Here is a 19,085-nt window from a genome sequence, read left to right on the forward strand (position 1 = left end):
ATAATAGCTCTCAGTTTAAGTTGCAATCATCGAATTTAAAACAGAATTTTTAACGTAATGACACATTTTCCCGTAGAAAAAATCCGCGCCGATTTTCCGATCCTGGCCCAAAAAATCCGCGGCAAAGACTTGGTTTACCTGGACAATGCCGCCAGTTGCCAGAAGCCGAACGCGGTGATCGACGCGATCGGCGATCTGTACCGGAACGATTATGCGAACATCCACCGCGGCGTACATACCTTGAGCGTACGCTCGACCGACAAGTTTGAAGGCGCGCGCGGCAAGGTCAGGGATTTCATCAATGCGGCCAGCGAAAAGGAAATCGTTTTCGTCAGAGGCGCGACCGAAGCGATCAACCTGGTCGCACAAAGCTACGGCCGGGCCAATATCCGGGCCGGCGACGAAATCCTGATCACCGGGATGGAGCATCATTCGAACATCGTGCCCTGGCAGCTCTTGTGCGAACAGACCGGCGCGGTGCTGAAAGTCGCGCCGATCAACCGCAAAGGCGAGCTGATCTATGAAGCGTTCGACGCGCTGTTGAGCGAGAAGACCCGCCTGGTCGCGGTCGCGCACATGTCGAATGCGCTGGGCACGATCAATCCGGTCGAGAAAATCATTGCGGCTGCGCATGCGCGCAGCGTGCCGGTGCTGCTCGACGGCGCTCAGGCGGCGCCGCACATGAAGGTCGACGTCAAGGCGCTCGACTGCGATTTTTATGCGTTTTCGGGGCATAAGCTGTACGGACCTTCCGGCATCGGCGTCTTATACGGCAAGCAGGCGCTGCTCGAAGCGATGCCGCCTTATCAGGGCGGCGGCGACATGATCCGCAAGGTGACTTTCGAAAAATCGGACTATAATAAGCTCCCCTACAAGTTCGAAGCCGGCACGCCGAGCATCGCCGATGTAGTCGGGCTGGGTGCCGCGATCGATTATCTGAATGCAGTCGGGATGGAGAATGTGGCGGCCTATGAGGCTGAACTGCTCGACTATGCGACCGAGCGGGCCCGGAACATCGACGGTCTTACCATCATCGGAGAAGCGGCGCAGAAAGGCGCGATCCTGTCGTTCGTATTGGAGAACGTGCATCCGCACGATATCGGCACGATGCTGGACAGTTTGGGCATCGCGATCCGGGCGGGCCACCACTGCGCGATGCCGGTGATGGATTTTTTCGAGGTGCCGGCGACTGCGCGCGCCTCGTTCGCCATGTATAACACCCGCGCGGAAATCGACGTGCTGATGCAAGGGATAGAATCATTAATTAAGGTATTTGGCTGATGTTTGATGAATTACGCGACCTTTACCAGGAGGTCATTTTCGATCACAACCGCAACCCGCGCAATTTTCGGGTAATGGAAGACGCCGACCGGCAGGTGGAAGGCTTCAATCCCTTGTGCGGCGACCGCCTGACGCTGTACCTGAAAATGGACGGCGAGGTGATCAAGGATGTCAGTTTCCAGGGCTCGGGCTGTGCGATTTCGACTGCGTCGGTGTCGCTGATGACCGAGATCATCAAGGGAATGACCGAACAGCAAGCCGCAGAACTGTTCAAAAAATTCCACGAAATGACGACCGGTAAGGATGAGAATCTGCAGCTCGAAGCGCTCGGCAAGCTGGCCGTGCTGGCCGGCGTCAGGGAATATCCGGCGCGCGTGAAGTGCGCGACTCTGGCCTGGCACACGCTCGATGCGGCGCTGAAGAATCAGCATACGCCGGTTTCGACGGAGTGACGTTTTTTTCGAATCGCATTCGTAGCGGACATCCCCGTTCGATGGGTCGATGAGTGGGCCGGTTTCCGTATATGCCGGCAAACTTGCCGTGCTGTATGAAGGACAGGGAGATGTGTGCCTTTTCCGGCAACTGGCAGAGCGTCTGGACGTTCCGCTGCGCAGCGTTGGAACTGCCGATTTCGGTGGGCAGGAGGCTTTCTTTCTGAGCTGGCGCGACGGCTGCCTGAAGCTGCTGGACCGCGAGCTGCTGAAAGCCGGCGGCCTTATGGTCGAGGTCGAACCGCGCGCCGGCGAGCAGCGTTCCTGGCCTGCGCCGAAGCAGGGGCCTCTCGCGCAGGCACTGGGCCGCAAGACCCAAACGGTTGTCGATGCGACGACCGGCTGGGGGCAGGATGCGTTGCATATTTTCCGGATGGGGTACGAGCTGACTTGTCTGGAACGCTCGCCGGTGATGGCCGAATTGCTGGCCGACGGTTTCCGCCGGCTGGCGGAACTGGACTGGACGCAAAGGCTGGGGCTGGTGCCGCCCCGATTGATTCGGGGCGATGCAATTGCGATCCTGACGAATCTCGACAGCAGGCCGGATTGTATTTATCTCGATCCGATGTTCCCGCCCAAACGCAAAAAATCCGCGCTCGCAAAAAAGTCGATGAGGGTGCTGCGCGACCTTTTGGGTGATGATCAGGACAAGGAACAATTATTCGAAGCGGCGTTTAAAGCAGCCGGCAAGCGGGTCGTCGTCAAGAGCCCCGATTACGCCGAACCGCTCGGCGGCAAGCCGAACGAGAGTTTTCAAGGGAAATTGCTGCGTTACGATGTTTATTTGAAAAGCTAGAAAAACAGGTACTGCTGATGACGGAATGGGTTGATGTTTGCGGGCAGAATGCCCTGGCAGACGGCGAAAATGTAGTTGTCGAGGTCGACGGAACCGATGTGGCGGTGTTCCGGATCGAGGGCTGCTATTACGCGATCGAAGACGTTTGTACGCATGACGGCGCGGAGATCGCCAGCGGCGAACTGGACGGCGACCAGATCATTTGTCCGCGCCACGGCGCAAGATTTTGCGTGAAGACCGGTGCGGTATTGTCTCCGCCGGCTTACGAGGATATTCATGCTTTTCCGGTACGCATTGAAGACGGAAGAATTCAGGTACGGGATGACCGCTGGGATTGATCTTGCGCAGATGTATCTATAAATTTAAGAGTTTTTATTCTCAACCATAACATCAAATTCAAGGAAAACTCATGTTAGGCGAAAAACACCATCTGTCGATCGAATTCCCCGAATTCCGCGAGCAGATTCATCTTCTGAAAACGACTGATCCGGAGTTCGAAAAACTCCATCAGGAATACGACGAACTTAACGACGAAATCCGCCGTACCGAGCTCGAAATCGAGGCGCATTCGGACGAGTTTTTGGAGAATTTGAAAAAGCGCCGCGTACAGTTGAAGGATACGCTGTACGGAATGTTGAAAAAGGCCGCGGAAGAATCGGTAGAAAGCTGAGAAAGCTTAATTTTAGCGATAAATACATTACTTCAGTAAACAAAAAGGGTACGTAACCGTACCCTTTTTTATTTTGCTCGAGATATAAGGGCGGTCATGGGTTTCCCACCTTGTGGAGGATGAGTTCGCTTATCTGAAGAATCCCAACTATTAAGAACGCCGATGCCCCGACAAATGACCTCATGCGGAAGCCGTTTTTTAGCTGAATCGTTGTCACGGTACTCTGACCGATGGGGAGGGAGACGGTCGGTCGTTCGAGGATCAGTGGCGCGGACATTCAGGTTTTCTCCAAGAATAGGCTTTTTATCCCAATCGTCCCGTTTTTCCTGTACTTTTGGGTTCATGAAGTTTTGAATAACGCCCGCTAGGCGGGATTCGAGCCGCATAAACGGCCAGCAGCAGCCAGGCGAGCAAAAAGCTGACGCCTCCGAAAGGCGTGATAATTCCGAGCTCTTTTTTGTCCATGATCGCGAGCAGGTACAGACTGCCCGAGAATAGCACGGTGCCGATCAGCATCAGCCAGCCGGCCCAGTTCAACAGTTTGGATTCGGGTTCGTGCCGGCGGACCAGAGCGATTCCGATCAAGCCCAGCGCATGCCACATCTGATAGCTTACGCCGGTCTGGTAGACCGCCAGCATTTCCGGGCTGATCATATTTTTCAGACCGTGTGCGCCGAATGCGCCCATGCCCACGCCGACCAAGGCGCTGAGCGCCCCGAAAAATAAAAAACTCGATTGCATGTCAGGTTTCCAGAAGTCTCGGCATCAGTTGAACGAGGTTGCAGGGTTTGGTGCGGAAGTCGAGCTGATCTTTGATCAGATGATCCCAGGCGGTGCGGCAGGCGCCGGACGAACCGGGCAGGCAGAAGAGGTAAGTGCCGTTCGCAACGCCGGCGAGCGCGCGCGACTGGATCGTCGAGGTCTTGATGTCCTGATAAGACAGCATCCGGAAGGTTTCGCCGAAGCCGTCGAGCACCTTATCCAGCAGCGGCTTGACCGCTTCGGGCGTGCCGTCGCGGCCGGTCACCCCGGTGCCGCCGGTGGTGAGAACCACATTCACCTGGTGATCGGCAATCCATTGCGAGACGACCGCGCGTATCCGGTAGATATCGTCGGGCACGATTTTTTTTTCGATGATGCGATGGCCGGCGTCCGCCGCCCGTTCGGTCAGCGTCTTGCCGGAAATGTCGTCAGCTTCGGTACGCGTGTCCGAGACGACCAATACCGCGATGTTTAAAGGAATGAAAGCGTTCGTCATCGGTAGAAAGTTGATGTGCTGGTATGCGGGTTATCGAAACCCGCATAGGGTAACCAGCATTTGCGTTTATCGCAAGACGACAAAGAAGCCTTCCTGGCCGCGCTGAATATTGATCATTAACGGCGAATTCGGATCGGCGGCCTGTTTCAGTTCGTCCAGGCTGTGCACGCGGTAACGGTTGGCGGTCACGATCACGTCGCCGGGCCTGAGGCCGACGCGCCACGCGTAGGAGGCGGTATTGATCTTTTCGATCAGGATGCCTTCGACTTGATCTTTTGGGGTGGCGCCCAAAATCGTGCCTTTCAGGGTCGGATGCAGTTTCTCGCCGTTCAAATGCGGGCGTTCGGGCTTGCCGATGGTTGCGGTGGCCTGTTTTCTTTCGTTGCCGCGGTAGAACTCGATGTTTACCTCATCGCCGATCTGCATCAGGCCGACGATATTGCGGATTTCGTGGCTGTTCCTGATCGGCTTGCCGTTGGCCGCAACGATCACGTCGCCCGGTTCCAGGCCGGCTTTCGCGGCGGGCGAATTGCTTTCGATCCGGCTGATCACCGCGCCCTGATGATTGGTCAGATTGAAGGCTTTGATCAGGTCGGGCGTCAAGTCTTGCGTCGTGACGCCCAGCAGCCCGCGGCGCACTTCACCGTGTTTGACCAGGGAGTCCATAATACTTGCGACCATGTTCGAGGGGATCGCGAAGCCGATCCCGACGTTGCCGCCGCTTGGCGCCAGGATCGCGGTATTCATCCCGATAAATTCGCCGTTCAAGTTGACCAATGCGCCGCCCGAGTTGCCGGGGTTAATCGAGGCGTCGGTCTGAATGAAGTCTTCATAGCCTTCGATGCCCAGTCCTGAACGGCCCAGCGCGCTGATGATCCCCGAGGTGACCGTCTGGCCGAGGCCGAACGGGTTGCCGATCGCGACAACGAAATCGCCGACTCGGAGCTGGCTCGAGTCGGCCATCGGCAGTTCGGTCAGGTTGTCGCCCGGAATCTGGACGACCGCCACATCGGCTTCCGGATCGGCGCCGACCAGGCGGGCGTCGAGCTGGCGTCCGTCGCTCAGAGTGACCATGATCTTGTCCGCTTTATCGATCACATGGTTATTGGTCAGCACATAGCCCTTGCTGCTGTTGATAATCACGCCGGAACCGAGGCTGTTTTTCTGCTGCTGACGGGGCGATTGATTGGGCAGATTGAAAAAATGTCGGAAAAAAGGGTCTTGCAGTAAAGGATTTTCCTCGACCTCGATTTTGGTGGTGGTCGAAATATTGACCACGGCAGGCATGCTTTTTTCCAACATCGGCGCCAGCGAAGGCATACTCTGGCCGCCCAGGAAAGCAGGCAGTCCGGCTGTCGCGGGAGCGCTGATTCCGAGGCTGGCCGTTAAAAGAAGCGGTATCGCGTACTGTTTTCCAAATTTTTTTCTCATACGGATTCTCAAGCGGGTTAAACGAGGCAATAGACAATATAAGATCGAAAACGTTTAAAACAAGGCCGAAATATGGAGTCTTTCGCATAATAAAAACTTTATTGTTTCGGTGCGGCGTGCTATTTTTTCGGTATTCCGGCAGGATTTAAACGGGCGGTCTGATTCGAGTCCTGCGCGAATGCTGCTAATCGCATTTAATGGGCTTATGGCGGTAGATGTAAATTCAGAGGATGCCGTGCGCATTCGAAAACTGGTTCCTTTGGCGACCTTGCCGGGGCCATTATTTAATGACTTGTGCAATGAAATCACGGTAGAAGAAATCAGGGATGCCTTGCTATTTAAAAAAGGCGATACCAAAAACGATTTATTCTACCTGCTTGAAGGCGAAGTGGTGCTGCAGGCTGAAGGATTAGTCATCGAAGTGGTTTCGTCCGCACACGAGTCTGCCAAGTTTGCCCTGGCGCATCAATTGCCGAGAAAGATCGATGCGTTCGCTAAGGGCGTAGTCCGGTTCGTCAGGGTGGATGCGGAAAAGGCCAATAATCCTCCGGCGCTGGAATATAAGGAAGAGAGCGAAATGGTGGTGGTTGAAGAGGAAATTGACGAAAACTCGGGTGACTGGATGACGATACTGCTGAAATTACCGATTTTTCAGCGGTTGCCTCCGGCTAATTTGCAGAAAATCCTGCTTGCCTTGGAAGAGGTGGCGGTGGTCAAGGGAGAGGTGATCATCGAGCAGGGCGCCGAGGGGGATTACTTTTATTTTTTGAAAAGCGGCCAATGCGAGATTTCGCGGAAGCCGACGCCGATCTCGAAATCTATTCGGCTCGCCGTGCTCGAAAAAGGCGAGATTTTCGGCGAGGATGCATTGATTAGCGGTGCGCCGCGGACGGTTTCGGTGACAGCCTTGACCGATGTGACCGTATTGCGTCTGGACAAGAACCGGTTCGTCGCCCTGATCAAAAAGCCTTCTTTGGTTTTCGTCAGCTACGAGGAGGTGGCGGCGTTGCGGGATGAGGGCGCTGCTGTGCTGGATCTTCGGCCGTTGGACGAATTCGAGCAGGGCCATATCGAAGGCAGCGTCAATGTGCAGTTTTTTTCTTTACGGATGCAGCTTAAAAGTTTGAATCGGGACAAACCGGTAATCGTGGTGTGCCGTAACGGACGCATCAGCGAGGCGGGGGCTTTTTTTCTGTTGAAGCACCGGTTTAAGGCATTCATCCTGAAAGGAGGAATGGAAACCGTAGTCGAAGCATCCAAGGAAGAGTCAGTCGAAAGCCGGAGCGAGACGAAGGCCGAGGTGCCTTTTCAAGTAGAGGAAAGCAGTCCGATGCCGGAGGAACGGGATGCCGGCGCCACCCCGAATGAACAGTTTCTAAAGCTCAAAAAGGAAAATGAAATGCTGCGCCGTACGGTCAAGCAGCTGAATGACAGATGCAGCAAACTGGATGAGGAAAAGAAACAGATCGAAGATCGTTTTGCGACGCTGTCCAGGCATTTCGAGCAATTAAAACACATGCTCCAGAAACTCAAAAACAACACGTAAAAACCGCCCGGACGAAACCGGGGGCAACAAGCTCCCGGCCAAGCCCGGGAGCGGAAGCGGAAAGCGGCTTATTTGATTTTCGCTTCTTTATAGATCACGTGCTTGCGGACCACCGGATCGAATTTTTTGATTTCCATCTTTTCGGGCATCGTTCTCTTGTTTTTGGTCGTGGTATAGAAATGACCGGTGCCTTCGGTAGAAACTAATTTGATTTTATCGCGCATTTCCTATCTCCTTACACTTTCTCGCCACGGCTGCGCAGGTCGGCCAATACCGCGTCGATGCCTTTTTTATCGATGATCCGCATGCCTTTGGCCGAAATTCTCAGGCGAACCCAGCGGTTTTCGCTTTCCACCCAGAATCTGTGATGCTGCAGATTAGGCAAAAAACGGCGGTTGGTTTTGTTGTTTGCGTGGGAAACGTTGTTTCCGGTAACCGGGTGTTTGCCGGTTACTTGACAGACTCTGGACATGATTACCCTCAATATGCCTTGGTTCAAAGTTAATCTAACTTTATACCAAAATTTCTTTTCAAGGTAAATAACTCCCGATAAAATAAACCGGATGTTTCAAGCCAACGAACAAGGAAAACGATGTCAATCAAGCTCGGCATGGTGATGGATTCCATCCAGAAGATCAATATCAAAAAAGACACCAGCTTTGCGATGCTGCTCGAAGCGCAGGCCAGGGGCTGGGAGCTTCATTACATGGAATTGAACGATCTTTACCTGCGTAACGGCCGGGCTTATGCGCGAACCCGCACGTTAACCGTACAGCGGGACCCGCAGCGCTGGTTCGAATTCCATCTCGAGCAGGATATACCGCTGGACCAGCTCGACGTGATCCTGATGCGCAAGGACCCGCCATTCGACCAGGAATACATTTATGCGACCTACCTTCTGGAACGTGCGGAAAATTTGGGGGTCTATGTCGTGAACAAACCGCAATCGCTACGTGATGCGAACGAGAAGTTGTTCACCGCCTGGTTTCCGCAATGCTGCGCCGAAACCTTGGTGGCGAGAGAGCCCGAACGGATTCGTCATTTTCTGTGCGAGCAGGAGGAAATTATTCTGAAACCGCTGGACGGTATGGGCGGCACTTCCATATTCCGCTTGCGCCGGAGCGACCCCAACCTGAGCGTGATACTGGAAACGATGACGCGATATAATACCCGCTACGTGATGGCGCAAAAATACTTGCCCGAAATCGTCGACGGCGATAAGCGCATTTTGCTGGTCAACGGCGAAGCGGTGCCGTATGCGCTGGCCCGGATTCCGGCGCCCGGCGAAACGCGCGGCAATCTCGCGGCCGGCGGCCGCGCCGAGGGCCGGCCATTGACCGAACGCGATTGGTGGATCGCCGGACAGGTGGGTCCGACTTTGCGGGAAAAAGGCTTGGTCTTCGCCGGTATCGATGTGATCGGCGACACCCTGACCGAAATCAACGTGACCAGCCCGACCTGCGTGCAGGAGCTGGACCGCGAATTCGGGCTGAATATCGCCGGAATGCTGATGGACCATATCGAGAATGCAATCGCCTGAGATGACGAGCCGCACCTTGTTCGAGCCCACGGTATCATCGGGTAACGATACGATTCTGGTTTTTTTATTCGTCGCAGCGGCCCTGCATATCCTGCTTATTTTGGGGGTTGATTTTTCGGCTCCAAAACCCGAAGAATTCAAGCGTTCGATCGAGATTACGCTGGTCGATACGCCAGCCAAGAAAGCGCCCAAACAGGCGAAAATGCTGGCGCAGGAAAATCAGGTCGGAGCCGGGCAACAGGACATCAAACCGAAACCGCAAGCCCAGAAAATCGCAAATGAGGGCAATACCCCTCAAAGCAAGCATCTGGCAAGGGCCGAGCCGGAACCGCAGCAGAGTCATCCCAAGCCCAAGGTTCAGAAAAAAGTTCTGACCCAGCAGAAGGCCGAGAAAAAGGTCGCCGAGGCGGCCGTGAAACCGGCGCCCGAGAAAGAGCCTGTCGTCGAGCAGCGCCGTCATCCGATTCTGACGGCGGAGGCGCTGCAGGAACAGATCACTCAGCTGGGTACCGAAATCCGCGACAGCCAGCTGAGCGGCGAGCAAAGCAAGATCAAGTTCGTCAGCATGGTCAGTGCGCATAAATATCTGGCGGCGCAGTACCTGAAAGATTGGGAAAACAAGGTCGAAAGGATGGGAAACCGCAATTATCCCGAAGTCGCTTCGAAACGGAATTTTTCGGCTACATTGACAATGGATGTAGGCATTAATGCCGACGGCAGCATCTACAGTATCCGGATCAATAAATCCTCGGGAATTCCGGAGCTGGACGAAGCGGCCAAGAATATCGTCCGGATGAGCGCCCCGTTCGCTCCTTTGCCCCAGGATTTGTTGAAGGAGTTGAATGTGCTGGTGATTACCCGGGTATGGAAATTCTCCGATGAGTCGGGCATTACGACGCGTTAAAGACACGTTAAACAGGTGCGGTTTGTCCAGTAACCTTAGATAGAGTGATAGCCATGAACGAAGCAACTTATTTGAACAATCAATTCATCATCGCGATGCCGAATCTGGCCGATCCCAATTTTTTTCATACCGTCACTTACATGTGCCAACATAATCAGGAAGGCGCTTTGGGCATCGTGATCAACCGTTCGACCGGAATGAAGCTCAGCGAAATCTTCAAGCAGATGGATATTCGCGTGACTTCCGAAGGGGCTGCCGAGGCGCCGATTTATGCGGGCGGGCCGGTGCAGCAGGACCGCGGCTTTGTCGTGCATACGGCCTGCGGGCAATGGGACGCGACACTGCCGGTCTCCGATACGATTTCGCTGACCACCTCGCGCGACGTAATCGAGGCGATTGCGGTCGGCGAAGGGCCGGAACACTATCTGGTCGCGCTCGGTTACGCCGGCTGGGGCGAAGGCCAGCTGGAAAGGGAAATCAAGGAAAATTCCTGGCTCAATTCCCCGTTCGGCACCAAGGTCTTATTCGACCTACCGATCAATATGCGCTGGGCGGCCGCAGCCGGGCAGATCGGTATCGACATCAACCAGCTGACGATGCCGGCCGGACATGGCTGAGGCTCCCTCCAGGCTTTCCGGCAAACCGAAGATATCCGAATATAAGGACCCGCTGGCATCGAAAAGTGCCGGCGATACTTATCTGGGCTTCGACTTCGGGACCAAGAAGATCGGCGCAGCGGTCGGACAAACGGCCACGTTGACCGCAAGTCCGTTGCAGACGCTCAGAGCGGTGAATCAACAGCCGAACTGGAAAGGGATTGCCGAACTGATCCAGTCATGGCATCCCGCGGGGTTGGTCGTCGGCATTTCGCGGCAGGCGGACGGCAGCGATAATCCCGTCACGCCGCGTATGCTAAAATTCTGCCGGCAGCTGGAAGGCCGATTCGGCCTGCCCGTTTACCGGCAGGACGAGACCTTGTCGACCTTCGAGGCGAAACAGCTGCTGTTCGACGAGGTCAGCGTGAGGGCTACCAAACTCTGGGAAGTCCAGGACCAATTGGCCGCGCAGCTTATTTTGCAAACCTGGCTTAACGGCCACAGCCATCGAGAAAATGAATCCTAACCACATCGATATTCCGGAGCTGATCGACCGCCTGGCCGACCAGCTTAAAGCGCTCATTGCCGAGCGTAAATTGAATAATCCCCTGATGATCGGGATTCGCACCGGCGGCGTCTGGATCGCCGAGCGCCTGCACCGGAAACTCCACATTTCGGAGCCTTTGGGACTCCTTGACATTTCTTTCTACCGCGACGATTTTTCGCAGATTGGAATGAACCCGAAGGTGAAGCCGAGCCAATTGCCGGCACAGCTCGAAGGCCGCGACATCATTCTGGTCGACGACGTGTTTTACACCGGTCGGACGATCCGCGCGGCGTTGAACGAGATCTTCGATTACGGGCGGCCGAACCAGGTCGTGCTGGCTGTGCTGATCAAGCGCGACGGCAAGCAGATTCCGATCGCGCCGGATTGCGTCGGGATCCGGATCGAACTGAATCCGGGACAGCGCATCAAGCTGACCGGTCCCGAACCGTTGGGTGTGCATATCGAGTGTGTCAAAGGAGCCGCTTAACTCATGGCCGGCAATCTGCAACTGACCCCGGAAGGCAAGTTAAAGCATTTCCTGACGATCGAAGGGCTGGATAAGTCGCTGTTGACCGAAATTCTCGACATGGCCGAGTCGTTTGCCGGCATGTCCGACCAGCAGGTCAAGAAAGTGCCGATCCTGCGCGGCAAGACGATCGTGAACCTATTTTTCGAAAACAGCACGCGTACCCGGACCACCTTCGAACTGGCGGCGAAGCGCCTGTCGGCCGACGTGCTCAGCATCAATATCGCGACTTCGGCCACTTCGAAAGGCGAGAGCCTGCTCGATACGATCCGCAATCTGGAGGCGATGTTCGTCGACATGTTCGTCGTCCGCCATGCGCTGAGCGGAGCGGCCCATTTCATTGCCCAGCAGGTTGCGCCGCACATCGGCGTGATCAACGCCGGCGACGGCCAGCATGCGCACCCGACCCAGGCGATGCTGGACATGTTCACGATTCGCCGAATCAAGCAGGACTTCGCGCCGCTGAAGGTCGCGATCATCGGCGACATTCTGCATTCGCGGGTCGCCCGTTCCGAAATCATTGCCCTGAATACGCTGGGCGCCGCCGAGGTCCGGGTGATTGCACCGAAAACGTTGCTGCCGGCCTATGTCGAGACGCTCGGCGTGAAGGTATTCCACGACCTGAAAAACGGCCTGAACGACGTAGACGTGGTGATCATGCTGCGCCTGCAGAAAGAACGGATGAGTTCTGCCCTCCTGCCCAGCGAGAGCGAATATTTCAAATGTTTCGGCCTGACCGAGGACAAATTGAAATACGCGAAGCCCGATGCGATCGTGATGCATCCGGGGCCGATCAACCGCGGCGTCGAGATCGACTCGAAGGTCGCCGACGGCCCGCAGTCGGTGATATTGCAACAGGTCAGCAACGGCATTGCGGTCCGCATGGCGGTGATGGCGATGGTGATGCATCCGCACGGAGTCAGCGTATGAACAAAATACAAATTACGGGCGGACGCCTGATCGATCCGGCCAACGGCATCGACCGGACCGGCGACGTTTACATTGCGGACGGCAAGATCCTTTCGGTTGCCGCCAGGCCCGACGGTTTCGACGCGGGCTTTACCATCGACGCGGCCGGACAAATCGTCTGCCCCGGCTTCATCGATCTGAGCACCCGTTTGCGCGAACCGGGACAAAGCCGCAAGGGAACATTCAAGAGCGAAACCCGCGCAGCGGCCAAGGCCGGCTTTACGACCCTGTGCCTGCAGCCGGATACGGTGCCGGTAATCGATACGCCGGCCGTTGCGGAGCTGGTACGGGAACTGGCCGAAAAAGCCGGTTATCCGCAGATCCATCCGATCGCCGCATTGACGCAAAAGCTCGAAGGGATCGAACTCAGCTCGATGCTGTCTTTGCAGCGGGCCGGCTGTATCGCGGTCGGGCATGCGAACCGGCCGGTCAAGAATCTGCTGATTCTGCGGCGGGCGATGGAATATGCCGCGAGCCACGATTTGCTGCTGATATTCCGGCCCAACGATTCCTGGCTCGGCAACAACGGCTGCGCGCACGAAGGCATGTTGGCGACCCGCTACGGCCTGCCGAGCATACCGGAGGCGGCCGAAACGATTGCGCTGGCGCAGTGCCTCGAACTGGCCGAATTGACCGGCTGCCGGATTCATTTCGGGCAGCTCAGCTGCAAGCGCTCGGTGATCAAGATCCAGCAGGCCAGGAACGACGGCTTGCGGGTCACCGCCGACGTGGCGATGCATCAGCTGCATCTGACCGAAAACGACATGATCCCGTTCGACAGCGCCTACCATGTGCTGCCGCCGCTCCGTACCGAGGCCGACAAGCAGTATTTGCGGACGGGCCTTGCGGCCGGCACGATCGACGCGATCGTTTCGGATCATCAGCCGCATGACCTCGACGCCAAACTCGGCGCCTTTCCGGAAACCGAGCCGGGCATTTCCGCGCTGGAAACGGTGCTGCCGCTGTTGCTCAAACTGGCCGACGACGGTGCGCTGACCCTGTTCGAAGGCATTGCGGCACTGACCTCAAAGCCGGCGCAGATACTGGGCCTCAAGCGCGGCGCGCTGACGCCGGGCCTGCAGGCTGACGTGTGCATCTTCGACCCGGCTGAAACCTGGACAATCGAGGCGGCCAACTGGAAAAGCCGGGGCGTCAATACGCCGTTTTGGGGGCAGACGATGAAAGGCCGGGTCACCCATACCGTGCAGGCAGGCTGTTTGATCCATCCCACCGCTTAGGATCGCGGCCGTTAAGGCCGGGCGAGCCGGTCCGGTCTGACTTCGGCAGCCTTATTCCGGCAGCCTGATTTGATTCCCGAGCACTGCCTGATAATCGGCATGGGCCTTGAACAAGGCGCTGGCGGCTTCGGCGGCCGCCAGCGCCGCATCGCCGTGCGCCATCTCGCGTAGATTGACGACCAGCAGGGTGCTTTCGCCGAGATCGAACCGGCTCTGCTCGCCTTCCTCGAGTTGGCGTGCGGCCTTCTGCTGATTCCTGCTCAGCGCGACCCGCTGCCGCGCCGCGGCAATGGCGGATAACACGTCCCTGACTTCGGCGGCGACCCGGTCTTCCAGCAGCCGGCGTTCCCATTTCAGCCGCTGCAGGTTGGCGGCGGCGACCTGCGCCCGCCCGCCGGCAACGCGCTGCTGCAGCGGAATGTCGACGTTCAGTCCGATGTAAAGCTCGTCCCGGTTGAGCTTGTCCTTGCTTTGTCCCATGTCCTGTGCGCCGACGACGGAAAGGTCGACGCCGGGCGCGCGCTGATTGTTCTGCAGGTCCCGTTCGATCTCGGTTTGGCGGCTCTGCAGGCCCATCCGCTTCAGCTCCGGCCGCTGGGTTTGGGCGACTTGCACGTTCTCGGCGAGATCCGTTTCGACCGCAGGTTCCTGCTCGGGAAAACCCGGCGGCAGCTGTCCGCTGTCGGGCAGCAAGGGTTCGCCGTCCGTGCCGCGCAGGTAGAGCGACAATTGGATCGCGCTTTGCTCCAGCAGGCGCTGAGCCGCGACTCTGCGCTCGCGGCGCTCGATGATCGCGCGCTGGTTGTCCAGCGCTTCGAACTCGGGAATGTCGCCCGCTTTCACCCGTTCGAGTATGCCGTCGTTGCGTTGTTCGGCGATTGCCAGCAGGCGCTCGGTGATCCGTAAGCGCTGGCCGGCGAGCACCCAGTCCCAGTAGCGGTGGGTCGCAAGCCGGCGCAACTCCAGCAGGGCCTGGTCGTATTCGTGGCTTGCGATCAGCTGCCCCAGTTCGGCCTGCTGCAGGCTCGCCCGGCGACGGTCGATCTCGCGGTTGCGCCAGAGCGGAATGTTCACGCCGATCCGGACTTCACCGCCCTCGGCGGTCTTGCTTTTGCCCTTGTATACCGGGTAATCGCCGGTGCCGCGCCGCCAGCCCCCGAAAAAGGTGGTACCGCCGAACGGGGTCGGCTGTTCGATATTCACGTCGTAATTCTGGTTTTCGTAAATGCCCGCGACCGACCAGCGGTTCTGCAGTTTCAGCGTCGTATCGAAGCCGCCCTCGGCGGTTTGATATTCGCCGGCCGCCGCCTGCTTGCGCTGTTCGGCGGCCAGCAGGCCGGGGAAGGCCTTCAGGGCCGCGTCGAGCACTTCGTCCAGCATCAACGGATGAGGCGGTTCCGAGGTCGCCGCGGCCGGTCCGCAGAGCGTCAAGGCGAGGAGGAGCGTCAGACATTTTTTCATACGTCTTTCTTCTCCTCGCTCCCTGAATTTTTCCCGTCGTCCTTCGGCTTGTCGATCATGCCGGTCTCGGGCAGGATCAGCGGCGGGAAGCCGTTGAAGATCCGCCACAGCTCGTAGCCGAGAGTGACCTGGCCGAGCAGTACCCAGCCGTTCACGCGGACGCCCTGGCGCAAAAAGCGCACGCCGGGCCAGTCGATATCGTCCGGGTCGGGCGTGACCAGAATCCGGAAATGGCCCTTGCCGTCGTCGGTGGCGTCGATCAGCGCGACCCGCCCGCCGAACGAACCCACCGAAAACTCCGGCCAGCCGCCGAACTGGATCGCAGGATAACCCTCGAACTGCAGCCGGACCCGGCTATTGTTTACGATCAGCGGCAGGTCGTTGCCGTCCACCCAGAGCTCGACCGCGCATTCGGCGGTGTCCGGGATCAGGATCGCAAGCGGCTGACCGGGCTTGATCATTTCGGCGTCCGGATTCGCTAAAAGGCGCAGGATGATCCCGTCGCGCGGCGCGGTGACCGTCTGCGTGAGCTGGCGCGCGAGGCGGGTTTCGAGTTTCAGCAGATCGGCCTTCACGTAATTCTGGTCTTCGATCGCCTTGTTTAGATCGGCCCGGTTTTTCTCGATCGCGGCGGTCGTGTCTGCAGTCAGCTTCCGCCTGTCCGAGGTTAGGGCTTCGATCTCGTTTTTCGCCGACCGCAGCATCGCCTGGCCGCGCTCGACCTCCGTGTCCCGGAAAGCCATTTCCTGCCGGGACAGCTCCAGCGTCCGTTGCGAGGCCAGGCCTTTGCCGCGCAATTGCTGCTGGCGGGCCAGGTTCAGACGGGCGGTCTCGCGCGCCGCCCTGGACGCCTCGAGCGCGTAACCGGCCGCCTGGTAGCGTTCGCGCGCCATGTCGATGCGCGCCTCGGCGGCGGCCAGGGCCTGGGGCCTTGCCTGCTCGGCCATTCTGACCTGCTCGCGCATCGTCGCGACGCGGCTTTCGATTGCCGCCTGCCGCGCGAGCAGGGTTTCTTTTTCGATCTTCAATCGTTCGAGAAACAGCGGGTCGTTATCGCGCACTTCCGCCAGGACTTGCCCCTGTTTGACCGGCGTGCCTTCCCTGACCAGCCAGCGCGAGACGCGGCCTTCGACCGTCGCGGAGATCACCTGCTGGCGTTCGGTCGGGGCATAGGCGACCACGCGGCCGATGCCGCGCACGTTCTGTTGCCAGGGTGTGAATGCCAGCAGCACCAGCAGAAACAGGAACAGCACGGCCAGCGAACGGGCGATGCGGCGCGCCAGCGGCGAAGTCTCCGCGAGCGCGAGCGGGCTGAGCGATGAATCCGGATAAGTATTTCTGTCCGTCATTTAGACTGCTCCGGGTCTTGTCGCATCGGTTTCGGTAAGCGCACCTTCCCGGACCATCGCGCGCCGTTCGAAACGCGCGATCACTTCGGGATGCCGACTCGTCGCGACCAGCGTCCACGGCGCTTCCGCCGCCAGCAGCGCATCGAGCAGCCCCGGTAAATGACGCGGATCGATCCGGTCGAACACGCCGTCCAGGAGCAGCAGGCAGGGCCGTCCTGCGATCGCGCGAGCCAGCGTCAGGCGCAGGCATTGTTCCCGTGTCAGCGGGGTGCCGTCCGGGAGCAAACGGGTGTGGAATCCCTCCGGCAGGGCCGCGACCGTGTCGAGCAGGCCGATCTGCGCGAGTATCTCTCTGAGCTTCGTCAGATCCAGCCCCCTGCCCAGGCGCACATTGTCCAGAATGGAGGCTTCGATAATCTCGGCGTCCCGGACCAGGTGGATGCTGTCGCGCAACTGCCCCAGGTTCATATCGCGCAGGTCCTGGTGGTTCAGGCAGACGTAGCCCTCCGCAGGCGTCTTGAGCCCGAACAGCACGTCCAGCAAAGTGCCCCGGTCGGCGCCGTCAGTCAGGACCAACCGCTCGCCGGGGAGCAGATGCAGTTCGAGGCCGCGCAAAGGGTCCTGGTTCGGGTTTTCTGGCAAGGTAACCCGATACATATCGATACGATAAGGGCCCGTCGCCGTTTCCGGCGCAATGCCCTGGCCGCTTTCTTGCGGGATGTCCAGCAAATGCCCGATCTTGTCGATGCTGGTCAGAACTTCGTAGACGCTTTCGAGGGTTTTACCGAGCCGGGTCAGCCCGTAAATCATCGCGCTGACGACCAGTTCGGCTGCGATCAACTGCCCGAGGCTGAGCTGGTAATTAATCACCATCCAGCCGCCCATCCCGAGCAGCAGGGTGTTCGCGAGCGTATGCAGCACCAAGGCGCCGGTGTTTTGCCGGGCCAGTACCCGGAAATGCCGCGTGCAGGCATCCAGGTAGGCACGGGCCAACTGGTCGGTTCGGCCGCTCAGAAAAGCGCTTCCGCTGGAGGTTTTGCCGAGCAGCGGATTGGCGGCGATGTTTTCGAGCCAGGCCTGCGCGGCGTATTTGGCCTTCGACTGCTCGATCGCGGTGGTCAGGCCGTTTTTGCCCATTACGAACAGGATGCCCCAGAGCGCGGCGATCAGGAACAGGTCGAAGGCCAGCAGCAACGGATGGTAGAACGCGAGCAGGATCATGCCGATCACGGTTTGCAGCACGTAACCGAGAGTTTCCAGCAACAGCACCGAAGCGGTTTTCTGGAGGGTCGCCACGTCCAGGAAACGGTTCGCCAGTTCCGGGAGATAATAATGTTCCCGGCTCGAAACATGGGCCTGCTTCAGGCGCGCAGCCGCGTGGTCGAAAAATCGCACGAACAGCCGGCGCTGGAGCATTTCGACCACGTAAAACTGCAGGCCGATCAGCAGGTTGCTGAAGGCGACCAGCACCAGAAGGATCAGCGTCAGTACCAGCAGGGGCTGGAAAAGCGCGCCGAAGGCGATCGTGTTGACTAAGGCCTGGACCGCGACCGGCGTCGCGAGCGACATCAGGCCGATGCCCACGCCGTAGGCGATCAGGGTGCCGATGTCCTCGCGTTCGATCCGGATCAGTTGCTGGAGGCGCTGCAGCGGAGTTGCCGTCGAGGTCATAAGCCTGCTTCCCATCGGATGCGGAGGGGAGTGAGATCATCCCGTTGGGCTTTAGGCGGCCCGGTCCGGTTGAGCAAGCTTGTCTCAATAAATGTCGTCATGGTGTTTTTTCTTATACTCTTAAGCTTGTTAAAATATCACGCCTTGAACGTTTTAAGAGAAAAGCAGCAGCCCGATCTTAAGCAGCGCGCCCAATATTACCGCGGCCCAGAATAGGGTCAGCCACTTTTCCGAAGTCTGTTTGCGCCGCCATTGACGGAGGCACTCCGCGCAGGCACGCCTCGTCCAGCCATAGGCTTTGTTCAGCAGATACCAGAGCAAAACGGATGCCATCAGCAGGTCGAGCCAGAACACGATCATTTCGGCCTGGCGCGGGGAGATAGGGAATACCGACTGCAGGAAATGTTCCATTACCGACTCGAAGATCTCGACCAGGACATGCAGAAATTTCTTCAGCAACAGCAGCAGCGTATCGCCGAACAGTGCCGCGATGACGAGAAAAACCGCGACCGAAATCGTCTTTCTCGAAGTTCTGTGGAACTGAGGTCCGGCGGCGCCCGTCAGCCATGCCTTAAAAGCGTTCAACATGTTTCCTTCCCTCAATGTTGTCAATAATGCAGGTCTTCTCTCATCGGTTTTTCGATAGATCGGAGTAGTCGACGGACGCTGTCTCGGTAGCGCCCCGGCCTCTGCCTAATGGATCACATTCAGTTTTTTCAGCGCCGCATGAATCGCGTCGACGTCGTATGCGGAGCAGTCGAACGTGGCGTTGCAATGCGCTTCGCCGTTCACGCACAAGCCGATCAGGCCG

Annotated in this window: 22 protein-coding genes; 13 read left to right on the forward strand and 9 right to left on the reverse strand. The window is 57.9% G+C overall.

Annotation, left to right across the window (positions count from 1 at the left end; genetic code table 11):
- The first annotated feature begins 57 nt into the window (after positions 1-57).
- The 5 genes from JJL52_RS01925 to JJL52_RS01945 all read left to right on the forward strand — a co-directional run bounded on the left by JJL52_RS01925 (position 58) and on the right by JJL52_RS01945 (position 3,238).
- Complete coding sequence (locus JJL52_RS01925) at positions 58-1,281, forward strand: cysteine desulfurase (protein ID WP_202050690.1); 1,224 nt, start codon at positions 58-60, stop codon at positions 1,279-1,281.
- A complete protein-coding gene (sufU, locus tag JJL52_RS01930) occupies positions 1,281-1,733 on the forward strand; it encodes a Fe-S cluster assembly sulfur transfer protein SufU (RefSeq protein ID WP_202050691.1) in 453 nt (150 codons plus the stop codon). Before JJL52_RS01925 ends, sufU begins: the two co-directional genes overlap by 1 nt.
- A 49-nt stretch (positions 1,734-1,782) precedes the next feature.
- The gene (locus JJL52_RS01935; RefSeq protein ID WP_202050692.1) at positions 1,783-2,568 is read left to right on the forward strand and encodes a class I SAM-dependent methyltransferase; all 786 of its coding nucleotides are present in this window, start codon (positions 1,783-1,785) and stop codon (positions 2,566-2,568) included.
- Between the two features lie 17 nt (positions 2,569-2,585).
- Entirely contained in the window at positions 2,586-2,906 is a 321-nt protein-coding gene (locus JJL52_RS01940; protein WP_202050693.1) for a non-heme iron oxygenase ferredoxin subunit, read from the forward strand.
- 71 nt (positions 2,907-2,977) lie between these two features.
- Positions 2,978-3,238: an HP1242/YdcH family protein gene (locus JJL52_RS01945; RefSeq protein ID WP_202050694.1), complete on the forward strand. Its 261-nt coding sequence runs from the start codon at positions 2,978-2,980 to the stop codon at positions 3,236-3,238.
- A gap of 303 nt (positions 3,239-3,541) precedes the next feature.
- Here the strand turns inward: JJL52_RS01945 and JJL52_RS01950 are convergent, their stop codons facing one another.
- From JJL52_RS01950 to JJL52_RS01960, 3 genes are all read right to left on the reverse strand, one after another.
- Positions 3,542-3,979 (reverse strand): DUF423 domain-containing protein, encoded by a 438-nt coding sequence (locus tag JJL52_RS01950; protein WP_202050695.1) that lies wholly within the window; start codon positions 3,977-3,979, stop codon positions 3,542-3,544.
- Between the two features lies 1 nt (position 3,980).
- On the reverse strand, positions 3,981-4,496 hold the full coding sequence (gene moaB, locus JJL52_RS01955) for a molybdenum cofactor biosynthesis protein B (protein ID WP_202050696.1): 516 nt from the start codon (positions 4,494-4,496) through the stop codon (positions 3,981-3,983).
- A 66-nt stretch (positions 4,497-4,562) separates the two neighbouring features.
- On the reverse strand, positions 4,563-5,927 hold the full coding sequence (locus tag JJL52_RS01960) for a DegQ family serine endoprotease (protein ID WP_202050697.1): 1,365 nt from the start codon (positions 5,925-5,927) through the stop codon (positions 4,563-4,565).
- 235 nt (positions 5,928-6,162) lie between these two features.
- On the opposite strand from JJL52_RS01960, the gene JJL52_RS01965 reads away from it, so the two are divergent.
- Positions 6,163-7,473 (forward strand): cyclic nucleotide-binding domain-containing protein, encoded by a 1,311-nt coding sequence (locus tag JJL52_RS01965; RefSeq protein ID WP_336885026.1) that lies wholly within the window; start codon positions 6,163-6,165, stop codon positions 7,471-7,473.
- A gap of 68 nt (positions 7,474-7,541) precedes the next feature.
- Here JJL52_RS01965 and rpmG read toward each other — a convergent pair whose 3' ends face one another.
- Together rpmG and rpmB are read right to left on the reverse strand one after the other, a co-directional pair.
- Positions 7,542-7,697, reverse strand: coding sequence for a 50S ribosomal protein L33 (gene rpmG / locus JJL52_RS01970; protein WP_005370539.1), 156 nt, complete (start codon positions 7,695-7,697; stop codon positions 7,542-7,544).
- Between the two features lie 11 nt (positions 7,698-7,708).
- Positions 7,709-7,945, reverse strand: coding sequence for a 50S ribosomal protein L28 (rpmB, locus tag JJL52_RS01975; protein WP_202050699.1), 237 nt, complete (start codon positions 7,943-7,945; stop codon positions 7,709-7,711).
- Positions 7,946-8,065: 120 nt separating this feature from the next.
- On the opposite strand from rpmB, the gene gshB reads away from it, so the two are divergent.
- The 7 genes from gshB to JJL52_RS02010 are packed head-to-tail and all read left to right on the forward strand — an operon-like array spanning position 8,066 to position 13,793.
- Entirely contained in the window at positions 8,066-9,013 is a 948-nt protein-coding gene (gene gshB, locus JJL52_RS01980) for a glutathione synthase (RefSeq protein ID WP_202050700.1), read from the forward strand.
- Position 9,014: 1 nt separating this feature from the next.
- Positions 9,015-9,917, forward strand: a complete 903-nt coding sequence (locus tag JJL52_RS01985) for a TonB family protein (protein WP_236993975.1) — start codon at positions 9,015-9,017, stop codon at positions 9,915-9,917.
- A 53-nt stretch (positions 9,918-9,970) separates the two neighbouring features.
- On the forward strand, positions 9,971-10,534 hold the full coding sequence (locus JJL52_RS01990) for a YqgE/AlgH family protein (RefSeq protein WP_202050702.1): 564 nt from the start codon (positions 9,971-9,973) through the stop codon (positions 10,532-10,534).
- Positions 10,527-11,039, forward strand: coding sequence for a Holliday junction resolvase RuvX (gene ruvX, locus JJL52_RS01995; protein ID WP_202050703.1), 513 nt, complete (start codon positions 10,527-10,529; stop codon positions 11,037-11,039). Before JJL52_RS01990 ends, ruvX begins: the two co-directional genes overlap by 8 nt.
- Positions 11,029-11,547 carry a bifunctional pyr operon transcriptional regulator/uracil phosphoribosyltransferase PyrR gene (gene pyrR, locus JJL52_RS02000; RefSeq protein WP_202050704.1) on the forward strand — a complete coding sequence of 173 codons (519 nt, stop codon included), beginning with the start codon at positions 11,029-11,031 and terminating at the stop codon, positions 11,545-11,547. The genes ruvX and pyrR overlap by 11 nt, the downstream gene beginning before the upstream one ends.
- 3 nt (positions 11,548-11,550) lie before the next feature.
- Entirely contained in the window at positions 11,551-12,516 is a 966-nt protein-coding gene (locus JJL52_RS02005; RefSeq protein WP_202050705.1) for an aspartate carbamoyltransferase catalytic subunit, read from the forward strand.
- Positions 12,513-13,793: a dihydroorotase gene (locus JJL52_RS02010; protein ID WP_202050706.1), complete on the forward strand. Its 1,281-nt coding sequence runs from the start codon at positions 12,513-12,515 to the stop codon at positions 13,791-13,793. The genes JJL52_RS02005 and JJL52_RS02010 overlap by 4 nt, the downstream gene beginning before the upstream one ends.
- 51 nt (positions 13,794-13,844) lie before the next feature.
- Here the strand turns inward: JJL52_RS02010 and JJL52_RS02015 are convergent, their stop codons facing one another.
- From JJL52_RS02015 to JJL52_RS02030, 4 genes are all read right to left on the reverse strand, one after another.
- The gene (locus JJL52_RS02015) at positions 13,845-15,254 is read right to left on the reverse strand and encodes a TolC family protein (protein WP_202050707.1); all 1,410 of its coding nucleotides are present in this window, start codon (positions 15,252-15,254) and stop codon (positions 13,845-13,847) included.
- Positions 15,251-16,603, reverse strand: a complete 1,353-nt coding sequence (locus tag JJL52_RS02020) for an HlyD family secretion protein (protein ID WP_202050708.1) — start codon at positions 16,601-16,603, stop codon at positions 15,251-15,253. The genes JJL52_RS02015 and JJL52_RS02020 overlap by 4 nt, the downstream gene beginning before the upstream one ends.
- On the reverse strand, positions 16,604-18,274 hold the full coding sequence (locus JJL52_RS02025; protein WP_202050709.1) for an ATP-binding cassette domain-containing protein: 1,671 nt from the start codon (positions 18,272-18,274) through the stop codon (positions 16,604-16,606).
- A 153-nt stretch (positions 18,275-18,427) separates the two neighbouring features.
- The gene (locus JJL52_RS02030) at positions 18,428-18,862 is read right to left on the reverse strand and encodes a hypothetical protein (RefSeq protein ID WP_202050710.1); all 435 of its coding nucleotides are present in this window, start codon (positions 18,860-18,862) and stop codon (positions 18,428-18,430) included.
- Positions 18,863-19,085 lie beyond the last annotated feature (223 nt).

Source organism: Candidatus Methylomicrobium oryzae (genome assembly GCF_016745425.1).
Taxonomy (GTDB): domain Bacteria; phylum Pseudomonadota; class Gammaproteobacteria; order Methylococcales; family Methylomonadaceae; genus Methylomicrobium; species Methylomicrobium oryzae.

Bases quoted from the DNA above. Each gene is read 5' to 3' on its own strand.
- JJL52_RS02005 (WP_202050705.1), top strand. From the start codon at position 11,551: ATGGCCGGCAATCTGCAACTGACCCCGGAAGGCAAGTTAAAGCATTTC.
- JJL52_RS02020 (WP_202050708.1), bottom strand. From the start codon at position 16,603: ATGACGGACAGAAATACTTATCCGGATTCATCGCTCAGCCCGCTCGCG.
- JJL52_RS02010 (WP_202050706.1), top strand. From the start codon at position 12,513: ATGAACAAAATACAAATTACGGGCGGACGCCTGATCGATCCGGCCAAC.
- JJL52_RS01985 (WP_236993975.1), top strand. From the start codon at position 9,015: ATGACGAGCCGCACCTTGTTCGAGCCCACGGTATCATCGGGTAACGAT.
- moaB (WP_202050696.1), bottom strand. From the start codon at position 4,496: ATGACGAACGCTTTCATTCCTTTAAACATCGCGGTATTGGTCGTCTCG.
- JJL52_RS01990 (WP_202050702.1), top strand. From the start codon at position 9,971: ATGAACGAAGCAACTTATTTGAACAATCAATTCATCATCGCGATGCCG.
- JJL52_RS01950 (WP_202050695.1), bottom strand. From the start codon at position 3,979: ATGCAATCGAGTTTTTTATTTTTCGGGGCGCTCAGCGCCTTGGTCGGC.
- JJL52_RS01940 (WP_202050693.1), top strand. From the start codon at position 2,586: ATGACGGAATGGGTTGATGTTTGCGGGCAGAATGCCCTGGCAGACGGC.
- JJL52_RS02025 (WP_202050709.1), bottom strand. From the start codon at position 18,274: ATGACCTCGACGGCAACTCCGCTGCAGCGCCTCCAGCAACTGATCCGG.
- JJL52_RS02030 (WP_202050710.1), bottom strand. From the start codon at position 18,862: ATGTTGAACGCTTTTAAGGCATGGCTGACGGGCGCCGCCGGACCTCAG.
- rpmB (WP_202050699.1), bottom strand. From the start codon at position 7,945: ATGTCCAGAGTCTGTCAAGTAACCGGCAAACACCCGGTTACCGGAAAC.
- sufU (WP_202050691.1), top strand. From the start codon at position 1,281: ATGTTTGATGAATTACGCGACCTTTACCAGGAGGTCATTTTCGATCAC.
- JJL52_RS01945 (WP_202050694.1), top strand. From the start codon at position 2,978: ATGTTAGGCGAAAAACACCATCTGTCGATCGAATTCCCCGAATTCCGC.
- ruvX (WP_202050703.1), top strand. From the start codon at position 10,527: ATGGCTGAGGCTCCCTCCAGGCTTTCCGGCAAACCGAAGATATCCGAA.
- JJL52_RS01935 (WP_202050692.1), top strand. From the start codon at position 1,783: ATGAGTGGGCCGGTTTCCGTATATGCCGGCAAACTTGCCGTGCTGTAT.
- JJL52_RS02015 (WP_202050707.1), bottom strand. From the start codon at position 15,254: ATGAAAAAATGTCTGACGCTCCTCCTCGCCTTGACGCTCTGCGGACCG.
- gshB (WP_202050700.1), top strand. From the start codon at position 8,066: ATGTCAATCAAGCTCGGCATGGTGATGGATTCCATCCAGAAGATCAAT.
- JJL52_RS01960 (WP_202050697.1), bottom strand. From the start codon at position 5,927: ATGAGAAAAAAATTTGGAAAACAGTACGCGATACCGCTTCTTTTAACG.
- pyrR (WP_202050704.1), top strand. From the start codon at position 11,029: ATGAATCCTAACCACATCGATATTCCGGAGCTGATCGACCGCCTGGCC.
- rpmG (WP_005370539.1), bottom strand. From the start codon at position 7,697: ATGCGCGATAAAATCAAATTAGTTTCTACCGAAGGCACCGGTCATTTC.
- JJL52_RS01925 (WP_202050690.1), top strand. From the start codon at position 58: ATGACACATTTTCCCGTAGAAAAAATCCGCGCCGATTTTCCGATCCTG.